The organism is Streptomyces sp. GQ60, assembly GCF_059758875.1.
Map to the genome: position 1 here is coordinate 121,511 of NZ_JCAXEG010000013.1, position 17,704 is coordinate 139,214.

Below are 17,704 nucleotides of genomic sequence, written 5' to 3' on the forward strand. Positions count from 1 at the left end.
TCAGGCCTCGGTCGACTCGGCGGTCTCGGCCTCGGCCTCGTCCGCCTTCTTGTCGGCCTTCTTCGCCTTCTGGGTGATGGCTTCGCCCTTGCCCTCGCCGATGCCCTCGAGGGCCTTGGCGAACTCCTCGAAGGTGCGGCGCTTGTTCTCCTTCGTCGCCGGCTGCAGCAGCGGCGCGGGGGCCGGAAGGCCCTTGTGCGCCTGCCAGTCACCGGTGAGCTTCAGGATGGCGAGCACAGCCTCGGTGGGCTGGGCGCCGACCGACAGCCAGTACTGCGCACGCTCGGCGTTGACCTCGATGCGCGACGGGTTGTACGTCGGGTGGTAGATACCGATCTCTTCGATCGCGCGACCGTCCCGACGGGTACGGGCGTCGGCGACGACGATGCGGTAGTGCGGCTGGCGAATCTTGCCGAGGCGCTTGAGCTTGATCTTGACTGCCACTGGAGTGGTGTCTCCTGAACTTGACGTGGTTGGGCACATGAGATGCCACGTGGGGTTGCGGTACTCGGGTGCCCGATGGACGCGTCAGCCGGAGGAGAGAGGGGTCCTATGCGACTGTCGAGTACAGCTGTCCATTGTGCCACACGCCCGCGGCGCGCTCGGCCGGGAGGTCGCGGAGCGTGCCCGCCGGGTCAGGAGGCCACCGCGATGGCCACGTCCGGGATGCGGAAGGGCTTCATACAGCCTCCGCACACGATCGGGGCCTGAGCCAGCACGGACGGGACGACGCGCACATTGCGCCCGCAGTCGCAGACCGCCTTGACGCGGACGCCGCCGCCGGAGGACCCGTGCCGGGCGGCCGGACCGCGGAAACTGCGCTTGGTGTCGGCGGCCGTGGCGACCGTGTGGGCCTTCAGCGCGCGCTGGAGGCGCTCCATGGTAGGGCGGTAGCGCTTCTTCGCCTCGGGATTGAGCGAGACCAGGGAGAAGCCGCTGCTCGCGTGCGGCTCGTCGGTGTGGTCCAGCCCCATCTCCTCGGCGATCGCGAGGAACCTGCGGTTGTGGTAGCGGCCGGCGCGCGAAGTGTCACGCACTCCGCGGGCTGCGGCGATGCCGTGGACTGCCTCGTGGAGCAGTCGCTCGAAGGAGAGCTCGGCGCCGCAGGCGGACGAGGACTCTCCGATCAGGGACTCGGGCGCGGCAAGGTCAGGCAGCTCGGAGTGGTACCGCTGAATATCGGCCCACGCCTGCGCCAGCTCTGCGGCGAGGACAGGTGGTGTCGTGCTCACGTCGTGACAACGAGCCGGGGTGCCCCGGTGTTCCGATTCCGGGCCATTCCAAATTTTTTGCACGTACCAGTCAGTTCAGCCTCATGCGTCCGGACGAGGACGGGCGCGCATATCTCAGGAGGAGTCGGTACGTAACGCGGCCTACCGGCCGATGGCGACGGGCACCGCCCCGGCGTGCGGCGAGTGCCGCACGCCGGGGCGTGAGAGCCGTCAGCCGGACCGGCTAGTACGAGCGCGCGACGATCGCGAGGTTGCCGGGGGCGTCGTCCGCCTGCGGCACCGACCCGTCCTCGGCGATGAGGCAGCGTACGGAGACGGCCTGCTCGGCGAGCTTGGCCTCGCCCTCGGGGCCGAGGTCGGCCCACGGGATCCGCGCCCAGCCACCGGCGATGGCGGCCTCGGCGGCCTCCTCGATGGTCGAGACGTCGGAGGTACGGGCGAGCCGGCGTTCGCGGGACTCGCGCAGCAGCTGCGCCTGGTCCTCCTCCAGCACCTTGGGCAGCAGGGCGGCGAGGTCGGAGATCTGCACGGCCTCCTTGCCGCCCGGGATCCGGCGGGCCAGCATCGCGGTGCCGGCCTCCAGGTCGCGGGGGCCGATCTCGACGCGGACCGGTACGCCCTTGAGCTCCCAGTCCACGGCGCGGCGGCCGAAGGGGGTGTCGACGCGGTCGTCGACGAACACCCGCAGGCCCGCTGCCTTGAGCTGGGCGCCCAGCTCGCGGACCTTCGCCACGGCCTCGTCGCCCTTGATCGCCATGACGACGACCTGGACGTGCGCGAGGCGCGGCGGGACCCGCAGGCCGTTGTCGTCGCCGTGCGACATGATCAGGCCGCCGACCATGCGGGTGGAGACGCCCCACGAGGTCTGCCAGACGAGCTCCTGCTTGCCTTCCTTCGACAGGTACTGCGTGTTGAAGGCCTTGGCGAAGTTGGTGCCGAGCTCGTGGCTCGTGCCGAGCTGCAGGGCCTTGCCGTCGCCCATCATGCCCTCGAGGGTGAGGGTGTTGATGGCGCCGGCGAAGCGCTCCTTGGCGGTCTTGCGGCCGAGCACGACGTCGATGCCGAGCACGTTGGTCATGAAGTCGCCGTACACGTCCGTGTGGATGCGGGCGGCGTAGTCGCGGGCGTCCTCGTACGTGGTGTGGGCCGTGTGGCCCTCCTGCCAGAGGAACTCGCTCGTACGGAGGAAGATGCGCGGGCGCATCTCCCAGCGGACCACGTTGGCCCACTGGTTGATCAGCAGGGGCAGGTCGCGGTAGCTCTGGACCCACTTGGAGAAGTAGTCGTTGATGATCGTCTCGGAGGTGGGGCGGACGACGATCGGCTCGTCCAGCTCCTTGCCGCCGCCGTGCGTGACGACCGCGAGCTCGGGGGCGAAGCCCTCGACGTGCTCCGCTTCCTTCGTCAGGTACGACTGCGGGATGAACAGCGGGAAGTACGCGTTCTGGGCGCCCGCGTCCTTGATGCGCGCGTCCATCTCCTGCTGCATCCGCTCCCACAGGCCGTAGCCGTACGGCCGGATGACCATCGTGCCGCGGACCGGACCGTTGTCGGCCAGCTCGGCCTTGTTGATCAGATCCTGGTACCAGCGGGGAAAATCCTCCGCCTGGGGGGTGAGAACGGGTGCCTTTGCCATGGCGCGAATGGTACGGCGCCCGGAGTGCCGAACGTGAATCGGGTGCGAATCGGGTGGCGCGCTCCTCTGGACGCGGGGGCGAATCGGGAGTTCCCTGGCAACGGGGGCATGGGGGCGACACGGAATCAGGAGCGCTCTTTCGATGACACCGACGCCGACGGCGACGCTTGTCGCGCGGGACTGGGCGGAGATCCAGGAACGGATGCTGGTACCGCTGTACGAAGCGGTCTACGACCGGCTGGAGGTCGGGCCGGGCGACCGGCTGCTGGGCCTGGGCTGCGGGGCCGGACTGGCCCTTCTGCTGGCCTCGGGCCGGGGAGCCCTGGCCACGGGCGTGGAGACGGATCCGGCACGCCGGACGCTGGCCCGGGAGCGCCTCCTGGAGGTCCTCCCGGCCCCGCCCGCACCCGCGGTGCCCTACGACGTCCTGCTGGCCTTCTCGCCCGCCCCGGGCGCCCTGGCCGCGGCCCTGCCGGCGCTGCGCCGGCCCGGCGGCGCGGTGGTGCTGGCCGACTGGGGTCCGGCGGAGCGGTGCACGGTGCCCTCGGTCCTGGGCGGCGGGCCGGCGGCGCGGGACCTGGACGCGATGGCGGCCGCCGCCGGGCTGGTGCCGGACGGGTCGGGGCGGGTGTTCTGCCCCTTCGGGTACGCCGACGTGGACAGCGCGGTGCGCGGGCTGCTGTCGACCGGGCTGTACGAGCACTCCGACCCGGTCCAGGTGGAGAAGGAGCTGGCGGAGGCGCTTCACCCGTACGAACGGGGTGACGGGGCCGTCTGGCTGCCGAACATCTTCCGGTACGTCATCGCCCGTACGGCGTAACCGGGGTGACCGTCGCCGTGCGGGGCCGCCGACCGGCCCCGCACGGCGCTCACTTGTGGAGCCGGGTGATGCCCGCGGCGGCGTAGGCGGCCGGTTCGTCCAGCGTTTCGCCGGCCATCAGGGCTTCCGCGAGGGCGTCCAGCTTGTCGCGGTTCTCGCGCAGCAGGAGGCAGGCCTTCTCGTAGCACTCGTCCACGATCCGGCGCATCTCGTGGTCCACCGCGTCGAGGGTGGCGGGGGCCGCGGAGAGGCCGTAGGGGCTCTGTCCGTCCGAGGGGATGGCGGTGAGGCGGCCGATGCGTTCGCTCATGCCCCAGCGGCCGACCATGCCGCGGGCGATGTTGGTGACCTGTTCGAGGTCGTTCTCCGCGCCGGTGGTGATGACCTCGTAGACCACCTGCTCGGCGGCCATGCCGCCCAGCGCGCCGATGATGCGGCCGCGCAGGTACTCCTCGGTGTACGCGTACCGGTCCGCGTCCGGGGTGGAGAGGGTGACGCCGAGGGCCCGCCCGCGCGGCACGATGGTGATCTTGCGGACCGGGTCGGCGCCGGGCTGGAGCATGCCCAGCAGGGCGTGTCCGCTCTCGTGGTACGCGGTACGGCGGCGCTCCTCGTCCGCCATGACCAGCGGCCGTTCCGCGCCGAGCTGCACCTTCTCCAGCGCGTCGGAGAGGTCCGACTGGGTGACCTCCTTCTGCTGGCGCTTCACGGCGAGCAGGGCCGCCTCGTTGGCGAGGTTGGCCAGCTCGGCTCCGGTCATGCCCGGGGTCGTCCGGGCCATCTGCGCGAGGTCGACGCCGGCGGCGAGCGGGATGTCCCTGGTGTGGATGCGCAGGATGGCTTCCCGGCCGGCCTTGTCGGGCGGGGAGACCATGACGGTGCGGTCGAAGCGGCCCGGCCGGGTCAGCGCCGGGTCCAGCACGTCGGCCCGGTTGGTCGCGGCGAGGACGACCACGCCTTCGGAGCCGGAGAAGCCGTCCATCTCGGTGAGGATCTGGTTCAGGGTCTGTTCGCGCTCGTCGTGGCCGCCCATGGCCGCGCCGCCGCCGCGGACCCGCCCGATGGTGTCGATCTCGTCGATGAAGATGATGGCGGGGGCCACCTTGCGGGCCTCGGAGAAGAGTTCGCGCACCCGGGAGGCGCCGACGCCGACGATCATCTCGATGAACTCGGAGGCGGAGGCGGAGAAGAAGGGCACCCCGGCCTCGCCGGCCACCGCGCGGGCCAGCAGGGTCTTGCCGGTGCCGGGCGGGCCGGCGAGCAGGACGCCGCCGGGCATGCGGGCGCCCATCTTGCGGTACTCGTCCGGGTTCTTGAGGAAGTCCACGACGTCGTTGAGCTCGCCCTCGACCTCGTCGATGCCGGCGACGTCCTCGAAGGTGGTGCGCTCGGCGCCCTCCAGCTCGACCGGTTTGGGCGGCGTCTTGCGCCCGAGCCCGCCCATGCCGCCGCCCATCGCCGATCCCATCCGGCGGGCGATGACCACCCACAGGAGGACCAGCAGCAGCATCGGGGCCAGGGAGATCAGCAGGTTGGCCAGGAAGCTGCGCTGTTCGACGACCGGGGAGGCGGTGACGACGACGTTCTGCTTGGTGAGGTCGGCCCACAGGTCGTCGTCGGCGAAGGCGGGCCGCTGGGAGACGAACTTCTTGTAGTCGCCCTTGTCCCCGTCCGGTTTGGGCTGTCCGGTCTTCAGCTCGCCCTGGATGGCGTCGCCCTTGGAGTAGATCTTCGAGACGTTGCCGTTCGCCACCTGCTTGCTGAACTCGGTGTACGAGATGGTCGGCTCGTCGCCCTCGTTGAAGAAGGAGAGCACCAGGTTGGTGATCAGGTAGACGATCAGGGCGGTGAGGATCAGGCCGCGCCAGCCTCCGGGCATCCGCTTCTTCGGCGGCGGGGCGGGGGGTGCGCCTTCGGAGCGCCAGGGCGTATCGGCCCGGTCGCGGGGCGGTACGGGGGTGGGGCTGGGCACGTGGCCTCCTTCTGCCGTCCTCCCGGCCGACGATAGGCGACAAAACGGACCATCGCCCCTGGCGGGAGCCCATACGGCGAAGCCCCGGCCGGATTGATCCGGCCGGGGCTCCCGTGGCTCCGTACTGCTACTTCACGAACCGCTACTTCATGAACTTCTTGAACTCGTCCGGCAGGTCGAACTCATTGCCGGACTGACCGGACTGGGCACCGCCCGCGGGAAGGCCGAAGGGGTTGCCGCCGACCGCGGGCTCGATCGCCTCCGGACCGGCCTCGCGGCGCGCGGCTGCCGCGGCCTCTTCTTCCTTGCGCTTCATCGGGTTGCCGCTCTTGCGCTTGCCCTTGGCCTGCTTGACCTGCTTCTTCTGCCGGCCGGGGCCGCCGCCCATCCCGGGGATGCCGGGCATGCCCGGCATGCCGCCGCCCTGGGCCATGCGGGACATCATCTTGCGGGCCTCGAAGAACCGCTCGACGAGCGACTTGACGGCGCTGACCTCGGTGCCGGAGCCCTTGGCGATGCGGGCGCGGCGCGAACCGTTGATGAGGTGCGGGTCCTGGCGCTCGGCCGGGGTCATCGACTTGATGATCGCGGCGGTGCGGTCCACGTCGCGCTCGTCGATGTTGTTGATCTGGTCCTTGATCTGCCCCATGCCCGGGAGCATGCCGAGCAGCTTGGAGATGGACCCCATCTTGCGGACCTGCTCCATCTGGGACAGGAAGTCGTCGAGCGTGAACTCCTTGGGCCCCTTCTGCAGCTTGGCCGCCATCTTCTCGGCCTCGGCCTGCGAGAAGGTCTTCTCGGCCTGCTCGATCAGGGTGAGCATGTCACCCATGTCGAGGATCCGGCCCGCCATGCGGTCCGGGTGGAAGGCGTCGAACTCGTCGAGCTTCTCGCCGTTCGAGGCGAACATGATCTGCTTGCCGGTGACGTGGGCGATGGAGAGCGCCGCACCGCCCCGGGCGTCGCCGTCGAGCTTGGAGAGCACGACGCCGTCGAAGCCGACGCCGTCGCGGAAGGCCTCGGCGGTGTTGACCGCGTCCTGGCCGATCATGGCGTCGACGACGAAGAGGATCTCGTCCGGGCTGACGGCGTCGCGGATGTCCGCGGCCTGCTGCATCAGCTCCTGGTCGATGCCGAGGCGGCCGGCGGTGTCGACGACGACCACGTCGTACTGCTTGGTGCGCGCGTACTCGATGGAGTCCTTGGCGACCTGGACCGGGTCGCCGACGCCGTTGCCCGGCGCGGGGGCGTAGACGGCCACGCCGGCCCGCTCGGCCACGACGGAGAGCTGGTTGACGGCGTTGGGGCGCTGGAGGTCGCAGGCGACCAGGAGCGGGGCGTGGCCCTGCCCCTTCAGCCACAGGCCGAGCTTTCCGGCGAGGGTGGTCTTACCGGCACCCTGGAGGCCGGCGAGCATGATCACGGTGGGCGCGGTCTTGGCGAAGCGCAGCCGCCGGGTCTCGCCACCGAGGATGGAGACCAGCTCGTCGTTGACGATCTTGAGGACCTGCTGGCCCGGGTTCAGGGCCTTGGAGACCTCTTCGCCGCGGGCGCGCTCCTTGACGTTCGCGATGAAGGAGCGGACGACGGGAAGGGCGACGTCGGCCTCGAGGAGGGCGATACGGATTTCCCGCGCCGCAGCGTCGATGTCCTGCTCGGAGAGGCGGCCTTTGCCCCGGAGGGACTTGAAGGTCGCGCTGAGGCGGTCGGAAAGCGTATCGAACACGGTGGTCGCGATTCCTCGGGTCGGGGGCGTGTGGTCGTCCCCCAGGGTATCGGGCCGCGCTACCCCTTCGGCCCTGCGGGCGGCTTTCCCCCACCCCACCCTTTCGCCGATTCCCGGGGCTCCGCCCCGGCCCCCGCGCTCAAACGTCGGCGGGGCTGGAAAATCCAGCCCCGCCGGCGCGCTCACAGCCCGTCCGGCGTTGGAGGACCGTTCCCCGGGGCGGAGCCCCGGGGAACGGTGGAAGGGTGGGTAGGGGACGGCCCCGCGCAGCGGCCGCCACCGCTACGCCAGGGCCACCTGGACCGCCCCCGCCAGGGCTGCCGCCGCCGGGCCGGCGAGGGGTTTGCCGTCGGCGTCGACCACGTACACCGTGTCCACGGCATTCGCGCCGAGCGTGGACACGTGCGCGCTGCGCACCCGCACCCCGGAGGACTCCAGCGCCCGCCCGATCCGGTGCAGCAGCCCGACCGCGTCGGGAGCGCGCACCTCCAGGACCGTGGCCAGGGAGGAGACCTCGGGTACCACCGTGACGCGGGGCGGCGGCGGGACCACCCCGCGCCGCCGCGGGTACGCCGCCTCGCGGTCCGCGAGCTTCGCCGGGACGTCCAGCGAGCCGTCCAGGGCCCGCACCAGATCGGTGCGCAGCCGCGCCGCCTGCGGCAGGGCCCCGTACTCCGCCGCCACCCGCCACCGCAGGACCAGAACCTCGCCCAGCCGGTCCGGGAGCTCCATCGAGCGCAGGTCGGCCGCCCGCACGGTGAGCCGGTGCAGTGCCAGTACGCCGGCCACCGCGGGCAGTACTCCCGGCTGGTCGGGGACGGCCACCACCAGTTCCACCCCGACCGCGTCCTCCTCCTGCCGGGCGTGCAGGGCCAGTACCGGCTCCCCGGTGCGCAGCGCCTCCACCGCCAGGCGCTCCTGTTCCGTGGTCGGGATCTCCAGCTCCGTCACCGCCGGGGCGGCCCCGCTCAGCACGGCGGCGACCCGCGCGACCAGGTCGGCCACGAGCGAGCCGCGCCACGCGCTCCACGCCGCCGGGCCGGTGGCCAGCGCGTCGGCCTCGGTCAGGGCGTGCAGGATCTCCAGCGTGCCGGGCGACCCGACCGCCTCGGCCACCGCCTTGACCGTGGCCGGGTCGTCCAGGTCCCGCCGCGTGGCGGTGTCGATCAGCAGCAGGTGGTGGCGGACGAGGACGCCCAGCACGGCGACGTCCTCGGCGTCGAAGCCCACCCGCAGCGCCATGTCGCGGGCGATCGTCTCGCCGGCCACCGAGTGGTCGCCCGGCCAGCCCTTGCCGATGTCGTGCAGCAGCGCGGCCATCAGGAGGAGGTCGGGGCGGCCCACCCGGCGGGTCAGCTCCGAGGCCCGGACGGCCGTCTCCACGAGGTGCCGGTCCACGGTCCAGGTGTGCACCGGGTTGCGCTGCGGACGGCACCGCACCCGCTCCCAGTCGGGCAGCAGCTTCGTGATGATGCCCTCGGCCTCCAGCGCCTCCCACACGGCCACCGTCGGCTCCCCCGCGCCCAGCAGGGTCAGCAGCTGCTCCCGGGCTTCGGCCGGCCACGGCACCGGCAGCGGCTTCGCCTGCGCCGCCAGCCGGCGTACGGCGTGCAGCGAGACGGGCAGCCCGGCCTGGGCGGCGGCCGCGCCGAACCGCAGGGGCAGCACCGGGTCCCGGTCCGGCCGCGCGGCCAGGGCCAGTACGGCCTCGCCGTCGGACTCGACGACGCCTTCGGCGAGCGGCGCCCGCTCCGGTACGGAGCTCCGGGTGCCGAGCAGCCCGCGGAGCCGGGGGCGGGCGGACCGCGCCCGGAGCACGCGCCCGACCTCGCGCCAGGTCACGTCACCGGCGTACGAGACCACCCGCGCGGCCTCGTACACCTCCCTGAGCAGGGCGTCGGCGTCGAGCAGACCGAGCTGCGCCGCGACCGGGGTCTGCTCCTGGAGGGAGAGGCGCTCGGTGGCGCGGCCGGTCACCAGGTGCAGCGCGTCCCGGGCGTCGAGCAGCCGGCGCCGGGCTTCGGCGAGGCCCTCGCGCGGGGCGTCGGCCAGCCAGGACGCGGCGACGGCCCGCAGCGCGGTGACGTCGCGCAGTCCCCCGCGGGCTTCCTTGAGGTCGGGTTCCAGCAGGAAGCGGAGCTCCCCGGCCCGCTCGGCCCGCTCCCGGCACAGGGAGTGCAGCTGGGGCAGCCGTTTGGCGGCGTGGTTGCGCCAGTCCGCCAGGACGGAGGTGCGCAGTCCCGCGAGGAGCCCGGCGTCGCCCGCGACGGGCCGGGCGTCGAGCAGTCCGAGGTGCACCTTGAGGTCTTCGGCGGCGGTCTTGCGGGCTTCGCCGGGGGTGCGCACCGAGTGGTCGAGGGCGAGGCCGAGGTCCCAGACGGGGTACCAGAGCCGGTCGGCCAGGGCGGCCAGCGCCCGCGGTTCGGCTTTGCCGTCGTGGAGCAGGACCAGGTCGAGGTCGCTGCGGGGGGAGAGTTCGGCGCGGCCGTAGCCGCCGACGGCGACGAGCGCGGCGCCCCGCACGCCCGTCTCGCGTACGGCGGTGGCGAACAGCGCCTTCAGCCAGTCGTCGGTCAGGGCCGCCAGGGCGGAACGCCGGGAAGGCCCGGACCGCGACTCCTCCTGGAGGAGTCGCAGCCGGGCCGCGGCGTACCCGCTGGGTCCCTGGTCGGCGGTGTTGCCGTCAGTGGTCTCTTCGACACTCGTCACCCAGGGGTTCCAATCACCTAGAGCGCGTCAGCGCCGCGCTCGCCGGTGCGGACCCGGATGACCGAGTCCACGGGGATGCTCCACACCTTGCCGTCGCCGATCTTGCCCGTCTGGGCGGCGTCGACGACGATCCGCATCACGTCTTCCGCGTCGCCGTCCTCGACGAGCACCTCTATGCGGATCTTCGGTACGAGGTCCACGGTGTACTCGGCGCCCCGGTAGACCTCGGTGTGTCCGCGCTGGCGGCCGTAGCCGCTGGCCTCGGAGACGGTGAGTCCCTGGACTCCGAAGCGGTGCAGGGCTTCCTTGATCTCGTCCAGCCGGTGCGGCTTCACGATCGCGGTGATGAGCTTCATGCGTCTACCTTCTTGCTCGCGGCGGCGACAGGGGCGGGGACGGCGGTGCTCCGGGAGGAGGAGCCGCCGCCGGCTCCGCTGAAGTCGTAGGCGGTCTCGGCGTGTTCGACCTGGTCGATGCCGGAGACCTCGTCGTCCTCGGTGACCCGCATCCCCATCGTCTTGTCGAGGAGGAAGGCGAGTACCGCGGATGCCACGAGAGAGTAGGCGAGGACGGAGAAGACTCCGATCGCCTGCTTGCCCAGCTGCTCCAGGCCGCCGCCGTAGAAGAGGCCGGCCACGTCGGACTGGACCCCACCGGTGGCGAAGAGGCCGACGAGGAGGGAGCCGAGGACACCGCCGACGAGGTGGACGCCGATGACGTCGAGGGAGTCGTCGTAGCCGAACTTGTACTTCAGGCCGACGGCCATGGCGCACACGACACCGGCGATGACGCCGATGGCGATCGCGCCGAGCGGGGAGACGGCGCCGCCGGAGGGGGTGATGGCGACGAGGCCCGCGACGGCGCCGGAGGCGGCGCCGAGGGTGGTGAAGGAGCCGTGGCGCAGCTTCTCGTAGCCGAGCCAGGCGAGCATGGCGGCGGCGGTGGCGACCTGCGTGTTGACGAACATGACGGCGCCGACGCCGTCGTCGTTGCCGAGCCAGGAGCCCGCGTTGAAGCCGAACCAGCCGAACCACAGCAGGCCCGCGCCGAGCATCACGAGCGGGAGGCTGTGCGGGCGCATCGGGTCCTTCTTGAAGCCCACGCGCTTGCCGATGACCAGGATCACGCCGAGGGCCGCGGCGCCCGCGTTGATGTGGACGGCGGTGCCGCCGGCGAAGTCGATGACCCCGAGCTCGAAGAGCCAGCCGCCGGCGCCCCACACCCAGTGGGCGACGGGGAAGTAGACGATGGTCACCCAGAGGGTGATGAAGAGGGCCCACGCGCTGAACTTGACGCGGTCGGCCAGCGCGCCGCTTATCAGCGCCGGGGTGATGATCGCGAACATCAGCTGGAAGACGGCGAAGACGTAGACGGGGATGGTGTAGCCGTCCCACAGCTCGGTGATGCCGATGCCGCTGAGTCCCACGTAGTCGGAGGACCAGCCGATGAGCGAGCCGGAGTCGGCGCCGAAGGCGAGGCTGAATCCGTAGAGGACCCAGAGGATCGTGACGATCCCGAGGCTGATGAAGCTCATCATCAGCATGTTGAGGCTGCTCTTGACGCGGACCATGCCTCCGTAGAAGAAGGCGAGTCCCGGGGTCATCAGCATGACCAGGGCGGAGCAGATGAGCATGAACCCGGTGTTCGCGGAAGACAGCGTGGGGGCGTCTGCCGCGAGGGTCGTGATGGCTGATGCCATCGGCGTCTCCTCGTCGTCGGTACGTTCGCGTGCGGGCGATCGTGAAAACCTGAGCGGCGCTGGTTCGAATCAGGCCTGAGGGTGTTCCGGCCGGGGGGCTGGCCGGTTATTGGCCCTGAGATTCGCGCAGGCCGGTTTCCGGCGGCGCCGCCAGGTGTTTCACGTCGATGACGAAGAGGTCCGGCCTGTTACAGCCCGATGAACAGCCGCAATCATCAATTGAGCAACCACGACGGCGAACCGCCACCTCCGCGAGAGCGGCCGCGGTTTAGCGGCAAAGGGGTGCCCGGCCGCGGCGATGACCCGGGGAACCTGGCTGGGGGAGCCTGATCGGGCTTCACGGGGTGACTGCCGCGGCCGGGGGCCTTGGGGCGGCCGGGACGGCCGTCAGACGGCCTCCGCGGCCTCGGGGAGGCGGGAGGCGAGGTGGTCGGTCAGCCGCGCCACGTCCGCGACGTCGCCGTACTCGCGCGCGGCGGTGTCGACGGTCTTGCGCAGTCGGGTGTTGACCCGTTCGGACCGCACCTTTCCCGCCACGTCCAGGGCACGGCCGACGAGGACCGTGGCCTGCTCGGGCTCGCGCTGGAGCAGGTGGACGGTGGCCATGCCGATCAGGTTGAGGGCGTAGGAGCGCTGGTGCTCCTCGTCCTTCGCGAAGAGCTCGACGGCGCGCTCCATGACCGGTTCGGCGAGGGAGGCGTACATGGGGCTGCGGCCCGCGACGTAGGCCAGGTCCCGGTAGGAGTGGGAGTTCTCGCCGTTGAGCTCGGCCTCGGAGAAGAAGCGGATCCAGTCGGGCTCGGGCTCGGCGTCGAAGCCGACGTCGGAGAAGGTGTCCTCGGCCATCCGCACGGCCCGCTTGCAGCGGCTGGGCTGGCCCATGTTGGCGTAGGCGCGGGCCTCCATCGCATACAGCATGGCCTGGGTCCGGGGCCCCGCGCAGTCGCGGCTTCCGTACTGGGCCAGGTGGATCAGCTCCAGGGCGTCCTCGGGGCGGCCCAAATGGATCATCTGGCGGCTCATGCTGGAGAGGATGTACGAGCCCAGGGGCTTGTCCCCGCCCTCCTTCGCGGCGTGCAGCGCGAGGACGAAGTACTTCTGCGCGGTGGGGTGCAGGCCGATGTCGTAGCTCATCCAGCCGGCGAGTTCGGCGAGTTCGGCGGCGACCTTGAAGAGCCGCTTCATGACCGGTGCCGGGTGGTTCTCCTGGAGCAGGTCGGTGACCTCGTGGAGCTGGCCCACGACGGCCTTGCGGCGCAGTCCGCCGCCGCACTGGGCGTCCCACTGGCGGAACATCACGGTGGTGGCTTCGAGGAGGTCCACCTCGGGCTCGGAGAGCCGGGGCGGCCGGTGGCCGCTCAGGGCGCCCGTCGGCCCCGCCTCCCGGGGTCCCGGGTCGGCGGCCGGGACCGGTACGAGCCAGCGCTGCATGGGCTCGATGAGGGCGGGGCCGGCGGACAGGGCGAGCGAGGTCCCGAGGAAGCCGCGGCGGGCCAGCATCAGGTCGCTGCGGGAGAACTCGCCGAGCAGCTCGATGGTCTGCGGCCCGGCCCAGGGCAGGTCGACGCCGGAGACGGAGGGGGTCTGGTGGGCGGTGCGCAGGCCCAGGTGCTCGATGGCGACGACGGAGCCGAAGCGCTCGGAGAAGAGCTCGGACAGGATCCGCGGGACGGGCTCGCGGGGCTGTTCTCCGTCGAGCCAGCGGCGGACCCGCGAGGTGTCGGTGCTGATGTGATGGGCGCCCATCTGGCGGGCGCGGCGGTTGACCTGGCGGGCGAGCTCGCCCTTGGACCAGCCGCTGCGGACGAACCAGGACGTCAGCTGCTCGTTGCGGACCGTGGCGTCCTGCGGGGAATCCTGGTCGGAATCCCGCGCGGAGTCCTGGTCCGGTGTCGCGGCGGACGGCACGCCGGACTCCGCACCCGTTCCGCTTGCGCCGTTGCCGCTCACTGGAACGCCCCCATCCGTCAGCCTCTTCAACACGAAACCCAGTCGGGAAACGGTCTTCACAGGTCCTTCACACCATGCCTCCGGCATACCCGCGGACACGTCTTCCTTCGCGCTTCGTGCACCGAAAGTAATCCTACGATCACCCCTTCGGCGAGGTCGATCCCGGAAACGCCACCATTCGCCACCCCTTCGTATGAACTCGCCACCCGCCAGGCGCGATTCACTTGACACGAAGGCAGAACCGATCGGTTGGACAGGAGTGCGCACGGGGCGCGCGCGGCGAGGAGTGCGCCGGGCATCCGGTCCGGCCGACCTCGTAACCACCGGCACGTCCGACCCGTTGGAGGGGGCATGGGCATGGGCTTCACGATCGGCGGCAGCCGCGGCACCAGGGAGTTCCGTTCCGGCGCTCGGCGCCGCGGCCGGACCTCGGAGTGCACGGCGGTGGCGGAGTACACGGGACTCTGGGGCTGGGACGTGGTCCCCGGCGCCCGGGCCGCGGGGCCCGCCCGCGACTGCTCCTGCGGTCATACGAGGTGCGGTGCGCCGGGGGCGCATCCGCTGGCCCTCGCTCCGACGGTCCCGGCCGGAGCCACGCTCGACGAGGTCACCGAGACCTGGAGCGGGTATCCGGGAGCCGCGGTGCTGCTCCCCGTCGGGCGCTCCTTCGACGTCATCGAGGTGTCCGAGGAAGCCGGACGGCGGGCGCTGGTCCGGCTGGAGCGGATGGGCCTGCCGCTCGGCCCGGTGACCGCGACCCCGGACGGCCGGGCCCAGTTCTTCGTCGCCCCCGGGGCGGCGGCCGGGCTGCCGCAGCTGCTGTACCGGATGGGCTGGGACGACGCCGGTCTCGATCTGCGCGCCCTGGGCCAGGGCTCCTACGTCACAGCCCCGCCCTCGGATTTCGCGGGCCTCGGCCCGTTGAGCTGGCTGCGGCCGCCGGCACTGGACTCGGCCGGGGATCCCCCGCAGGCCCGCCTCCTGCTGGGCACCCTCGCCTACCTCTGCCACCGGCTGCGCCGCCCGTAACCCCGGACTCCGCCCATGGCAGTGCCCCCGGGTCCAGGGGACCTCGGGGGCACTGGCCGGCGTAGGAGCGTCGGGGCGTTCAGTCGCCGATCAGGGCGTCGACGAAGGCCTCCGGCTCGAAGGGGGCCAGGTCGTCCGCGCCCTCACCGAGGCCGATGAGCTTGACCGGGACTCCGAGCTCGCGCTGGACGGCGATGACGATGCCGCCCTTGGCGGTGCCGTCGAGCTTCGTCAGCACGATGCCGGTGATGTCCACGACCTCCGCGAAGACCCGGGCCTGGGTCAGGCCGTTCTGCCCGGTGGTGGCGTCCAGGACCAGCAGGATCTCGTCGAGCGGGCCGTGCTTCTCCACGACGCGCTTGACCTTGCCGAGCTCGTCCATCAGGCCGGTCTTGGTGTGCAGCCGGCCGGCCGTGTCGATGAGGACCACGTCGGCACCCTCGGCGATGCCCTCCTTGACCGCGTCGTAGGCGATCGAGGCCGGGTCGCCGCCCTCCGGGCCGCGCACGGTGCGCGCCCCGACCCGCTCGCCCCAGGTCTGGAGCTGATCGGCGGCGGCCGCGCGGAAGGTGTCCGCCGCGCCGAGCACGACGCTGCGGCCGTCGGCGACGAGCACGCGGGCGAGCTTGCCGGTGGTGGTGGTCTTGCCGGTGCCGTTGACGCCGACGACCATGATCACGGCGGGGGTGTCCACGCCGCTCTCGGTCTTCACCGTGCGGTCGAAGTCGGTGTCGAGGAGCGTGACCAGCTCCTCCTTCAGCAGCGCGCGCAGATCGGCGGGGGTGCGGGTGCCGAGCACCTTGACCCGCTCGCGGAGCCGGTCCACCAGTTCCTGGGTGGGGGCGACACCGACGTCGGCGACGAGGAGGGTCTCCTCGATCTCCTCCCAGGTGTCCTCGTCGAGGTGCTCGCGGGAGAGCAGCGTGAGCAGCCCCTTGCCGAGCGTGTTCTGCGACCGGGCGAGGCGGGCGCGCAGCCGGACCAGACGGCCGGCGGTGGGCTCGGGCACCTCGATCTCGGGCGCGGCCGGAACCTCGGCGACGGGGGCTTCGGGCTCCGCGACCGGGGCCTCGGCCTCGGCCTCGGGCAGCACGACCTCTTCGATCGTGCGGCGCGGCTCTTCCGCCGTCGGTGCGGCGTCCTCCCCCACCTGCGGTTCGGCGGGCGGGGCAGTGATGGTCGGCGTGCTGGGCGGGGCCGTGGGGGGCAGCTGCTTCTTCTTGCGGCTGCTGACCACGAGCCCGCTGATCGCACCGACCGCGACCAGGGCGATGACTACGGCAAGGATGAGGATTTCCATAACGGACCCAGTATCGGCCACGCGCGCCCCGAGCCGGGGACCCTGGAGGTTCATACCAGGACGTAAGCCTCTGTTTGTATTTTTTGCGGCGAACCTATGATGATGAGCAATCCCCCACGCCCCGCCGCCCCCACGGAGTACACCTATGTCTGCCGAGACCGCCGTCGAGTCGCGCGGCCTGGAGCCCGTCCCGGACGCCGAGCGCCGCGGCCGGGTGCGCGAGCTCGTCCCGACCTGGGTCGCCGCCAACATCAGCGTGCTGCTGCTGACCATGGGCGCCGGTCTCGTCATCTTCAACAAGCTGAACATCTGGCAGGTGCTCGTCGTCGCGATCGCCGCACCCGTCGTCTCCTACGGGCTCGTCGGACTCATATCCATCGCCGGCAAGCGCGGCGGCTCCCCCGGCATGGCACTCTCGCGGGCCGTCTTCGGCCAGCGCGGCAACCTCTTCCCCGGCGCCCTGATCTGGGTCGCCCGCTGGGGCTGGGAGACCATCAACGCGGTCAGCGGCGCGTACGCCGTCCTGACCGTCCTGGACCTGGTCTTCGGGATCAAGAAGAGCACCGCTCTGATCGTCGTCACCCTCGTCTTCTTCGTCGGCTGCACCTTCCTGGTCTCCGGCCTCGGCATCAACGCGCTGCGCGTCTGCTCCACGTGGTCCACGTACCTCTTCGGCGCCTTCAGCGTGCTCGTGCTGGGCTACCTGATCGCCGAGACCGACTGGTCCGCCGTCTTCGCCAAGCCCGCCGGCTCCACCGCGATGATGATCGCGGGCATCGGCACCATCGCGGCCGGCGGCATCAGCTGGGTCCCGTCCGGCCCGGACTTCACCCGCTACCTGCCCCGTACCGCCTCCGCCAGGGGCATGGTCGGCGCGACCATCGGCGGCGCGGCCGTCGTCGTGATCCCGATGGTCCTCATGGGCGCGGTCATGGCGGTCGCCACCCCCGACCTGGCCACCGCGCAGGACCCGGTGTCCTTCATCGGCGAACTGCTGCCCACCTGGATCGCGGTCCCGTACCTGCTGATCGCGCTCGTCGGCATGCTGCTCATCAACTCGATGTCCATGTACTCGGCGGGCTTCACCGCCCAGACCCTCGGCATCAAGGTCCCGCGCGCGGCGGCGGTCAGCGTCAACGCCGTCATCAGCCTGGTCTTCGGCTTCCTGCTGATGGTGGTGGCGACCAGCTTCTTCGGTTCGTTCATCTCCTTCCTGACCCTGCTGGCCGTGGCCTTCTCCGCGTGGATCGGCGTCTTCGGCGTGGACATGCTGCGCCGCACCTCCTACGACGGGGCCGCGCTGCTGGACACCACGCGGAGCAGCGCCTACTGGTACCGGGGCGGGTTCGCCTGGCAGGCCATGACCGCCTGGGGCCTGGCCCTGGTGGCGGGCCTGCTGTTCACGAAGGTCGACTGGTTCAGCGGTCCGCTGGCCACCACCTGGATCGGGCGGAACGGCCTGGGCTGGGCGGCCGGCATCGTCACCTCGGCCGTGCTGTACGCGGTCCTCCCGCGCACCCCGGCGGCTCCGCGGAGCCCGGAGGCCGCCGAGGCCCCGGCGCGGGAGCGGGTCCCCGCCGAATCCCTGTCCAACTGACGCGACGTCAGCTAACGTCCCCCTTCGCCCGCCC

The 17,704-nt window shown here is 71.6% G+C and carries 13 protein-coding genes; 3 read left to right on the top strand and 10 right to left on the bottom strand.

Features of this window, described 5'->3' with window-relative positions; translation table 11 throughout:
- From rpsP to proS, 3 genes are all read right to left on the bottom strand, one after another.
- Entirely contained in the window at positions 1 to 444 is a 444-nt protein-coding gene (gene rpsP, locus AC6CKD_RS27890) for a 30S ribosomal protein S16 (RefSeq protein WP_267753492.1), read from the bottom strand.
- Between the two features lie 191 nt (positions 445 to 635).
- On the bottom strand, positions 636 to 1,232 hold the full coding sequence (locus AC6CKD_RS27895; protein ID WP_250743890.1) for a hypothetical protein: 597 nt from the start codon (positions 1,230 to 1,232) through the stop codon (positions 636 to 638).
- Positions 1,233 to 1,455: 223 nt separating this feature from the next.
- Positions 1,456 to 2,868 carry a proline--tRNA ligase gene (gene proS, locus AC6CKD_RS27900; RefSeq protein WP_498330944.1) on the bottom strand — a complete coding sequence of 471 codons (1,413 nt, stop codon included), beginning with the start codon at positions 2,866 to 2,868 and terminating at the stop codon, positions 1,456 to 1,458.
- Between the two features lie 142 nt (positions 2,869 to 3,010).
- On the opposite strand from proS, the gene AC6CKD_RS27905 reads away from it, so the two are divergent.
- Positions 3,011 to 3,688, top strand: coding sequence for a methyltransferase type 11 (locus AC6CKD_RS27905; RefSeq protein ID WP_498330946.1), 678 nt, complete (start codon positions 3,011 to 3,013; stop codon positions 3,686 to 3,688).
- A 49-nt stretch (positions 3,689 to 3,737) separates the two neighbouring features.
- On the opposite strand, the gene ftsH is transcribed toward AC6CKD_RS27905, so the two are convergent.
- From ftsH to nsdA, 6 genes are all read right to left on the bottom strand, one after another.
- The gene (ftsH, locus tag AC6CKD_RS27910) at positions 3,738 to 5,567 is read right to left on the bottom strand and encodes an ATP-dependent zinc metalloprotease FtsH (protein WP_498331022.1); all 1,830 of its coding nucleotides are present in this window, start codon (positions 5,565 to 5,567) and stop codon (positions 3,738 to 3,740) included.
- A 235-nt stretch (positions 5,568 to 5,802) separates the two neighbouring features.
- Positions 5,803 to 7,386 carry a signal recognition particle protein gene (ffh, locus tag AC6CKD_RS27915; protein ID WP_498330948.1) on the bottom strand — a complete coding sequence of 528 codons (1,584 nt, stop codon included), beginning with the start codon at positions 7,384 to 7,386 and terminating at the stop codon, positions 5,803 to 5,805.
- A 282-nt stretch (positions 7,387 to 7,668) separates the two neighbouring features.
- Positions 7,669 to 10,095: a [protein-PII] uridylyltransferase gene (locus AC6CKD_RS27920; RefSeq protein ID WP_498330949.1), complete on the bottom strand. Its 2,427-nt coding sequence runs from the start codon at positions 10,093 to 10,095 to the stop codon at positions 7,669 to 7,671.
- Between the two features lie 17 nt (positions 10,096 to 10,112).
- A complete protein-coding gene (locus AC6CKD_RS27925) occupies positions 10,113 to 10,451 on the bottom strand; it encodes a P-II family nitrogen regulator (protein ID WP_112451060.1) in 339 nt (112 codons plus the stop codon).
- The gene (locus AC6CKD_RS27930; protein ID WP_498330951.1) at positions 10,448 to 11,794 is read right to left on the bottom strand and encodes an ammonium transporter; all 1,347 of its coding nucleotides are present in this window, start codon (positions 11,792 to 11,794) and stop codon (positions 10,448 to 10,450) included. Before AC6CKD_RS27930 ends, AC6CKD_RS27925 begins: the two co-directional genes overlap by 4 nt.
- A gap of 387 nt (positions 11,795 to 12,181) precedes the next feature.
- Positions 12,182 to 13,615, bottom strand: coding sequence for a transcriptional repressor NsdA (gene nsdA, locus AC6CKD_RS27935; RefSeq protein WP_498331024.1), 1,434 nt, complete (start codon positions 13,613 to 13,615; stop codon positions 12,182 to 12,184).
- A gap of 486 nt (positions 13,616 to 14,101) precedes the next feature.
- On the opposite strand from nsdA, the gene AC6CKD_RS27940 reads away from it, so the two are divergent.
- Entirely contained in the window at positions 14,102 to 14,773 is a 672-nt protein-coding gene (locus AC6CKD_RS27940; protein ID WP_498330952.1) for a bifunctional DNA primase/polymerase, read from the top strand.
- Between the two features lie 79 nt (positions 14,774 to 14,852).
- Here AC6CKD_RS27940 and ftsY read toward each other — a convergent pair whose 3' ends face one another.
- Complete coding sequence (gene ftsY, locus AC6CKD_RS27945; RefSeq protein ID WP_498330954.1) at positions 14,853 to 16,073, bottom strand: signal recognition particle-docking protein FtsY; 1,221 nt, start codon at positions 16,071 to 16,073, stop codon at positions 14,853 to 14,855.
- A 145-nt stretch (positions 16,074 to 16,218) separates the two neighbouring features.
- Here ftsY and AC6CKD_RS27950 point away from each other — a divergent pair, with 145 nt between their 5' ends.
- Positions 16,219 to 17,670, top strand: coding sequence for a cytosine permease (locus AC6CKD_RS27950; protein ID WP_498330955.1), 1,452 nt, complete (start codon positions 16,219 to 16,221; stop codon positions 17,668 to 17,670).
- Positions 17,671 to 17,704 lie beyond the last annotated feature (34 nt).

Excerpts from the sequence above, each read along its gene's own strand:
- proS (WP_498330944.1), bottom strand. The coding sequence starts at position 2,868 with ATGGCAAAGGCACCCGTTCTCACCCCCCAGGCGGAGGATTTTCCCCGC.
- AC6CKD_RS27905 (WP_498330946.1), top strand. The coding sequence starts at position 3,011 with ATGACACCGACGCCGACGGCGACGCTTGTCGCGCGGGACTGGGCGGAG.
- ftsH (WP_498331022.1), bottom strand. The coding sequence starts at position 5,567 with ATGCCCGGAGGCTGGCGCGGCCTGATCCTCACCGCCCTGATCGTCTAC.
- AC6CKD_RS27925 (WP_112451060.1), bottom strand. The coding sequence starts at position 10,451 with ATGAAGCTCATCACCGCGATCGTGAAGCCGCACCGGCTGGACGAGATC.
- AC6CKD_RS27930 (WP_498330951.1), bottom strand. The coding sequence starts at position 11,794 with ATGGCATCAGCCATCACGACCCTCGCGGCAGACGCCCCCACGCTGTCT.
- AC6CKD_RS27940 (WP_498330952.1), top strand. The coding sequence starts at position 14,102 with ATGGGCTTCACGATCGGCGGCAGCCGCGGCACCAGGGAGTTCCGTTCC.
- ftsY (WP_498330954.1), bottom strand. The coding sequence starts at position 16,073 with ATGGAAATCCTCATCCTTGCCGTAGTCATCGCCCTGGTCGCGGTCGGT.
- AC6CKD_RS27950 (WP_498330955.1), top strand. The coding sequence starts at position 16,219 with ATGTCTGCCGAGACCGCCGTCGAGTCGCGCGGCCTGGAGCCCGTCCCG.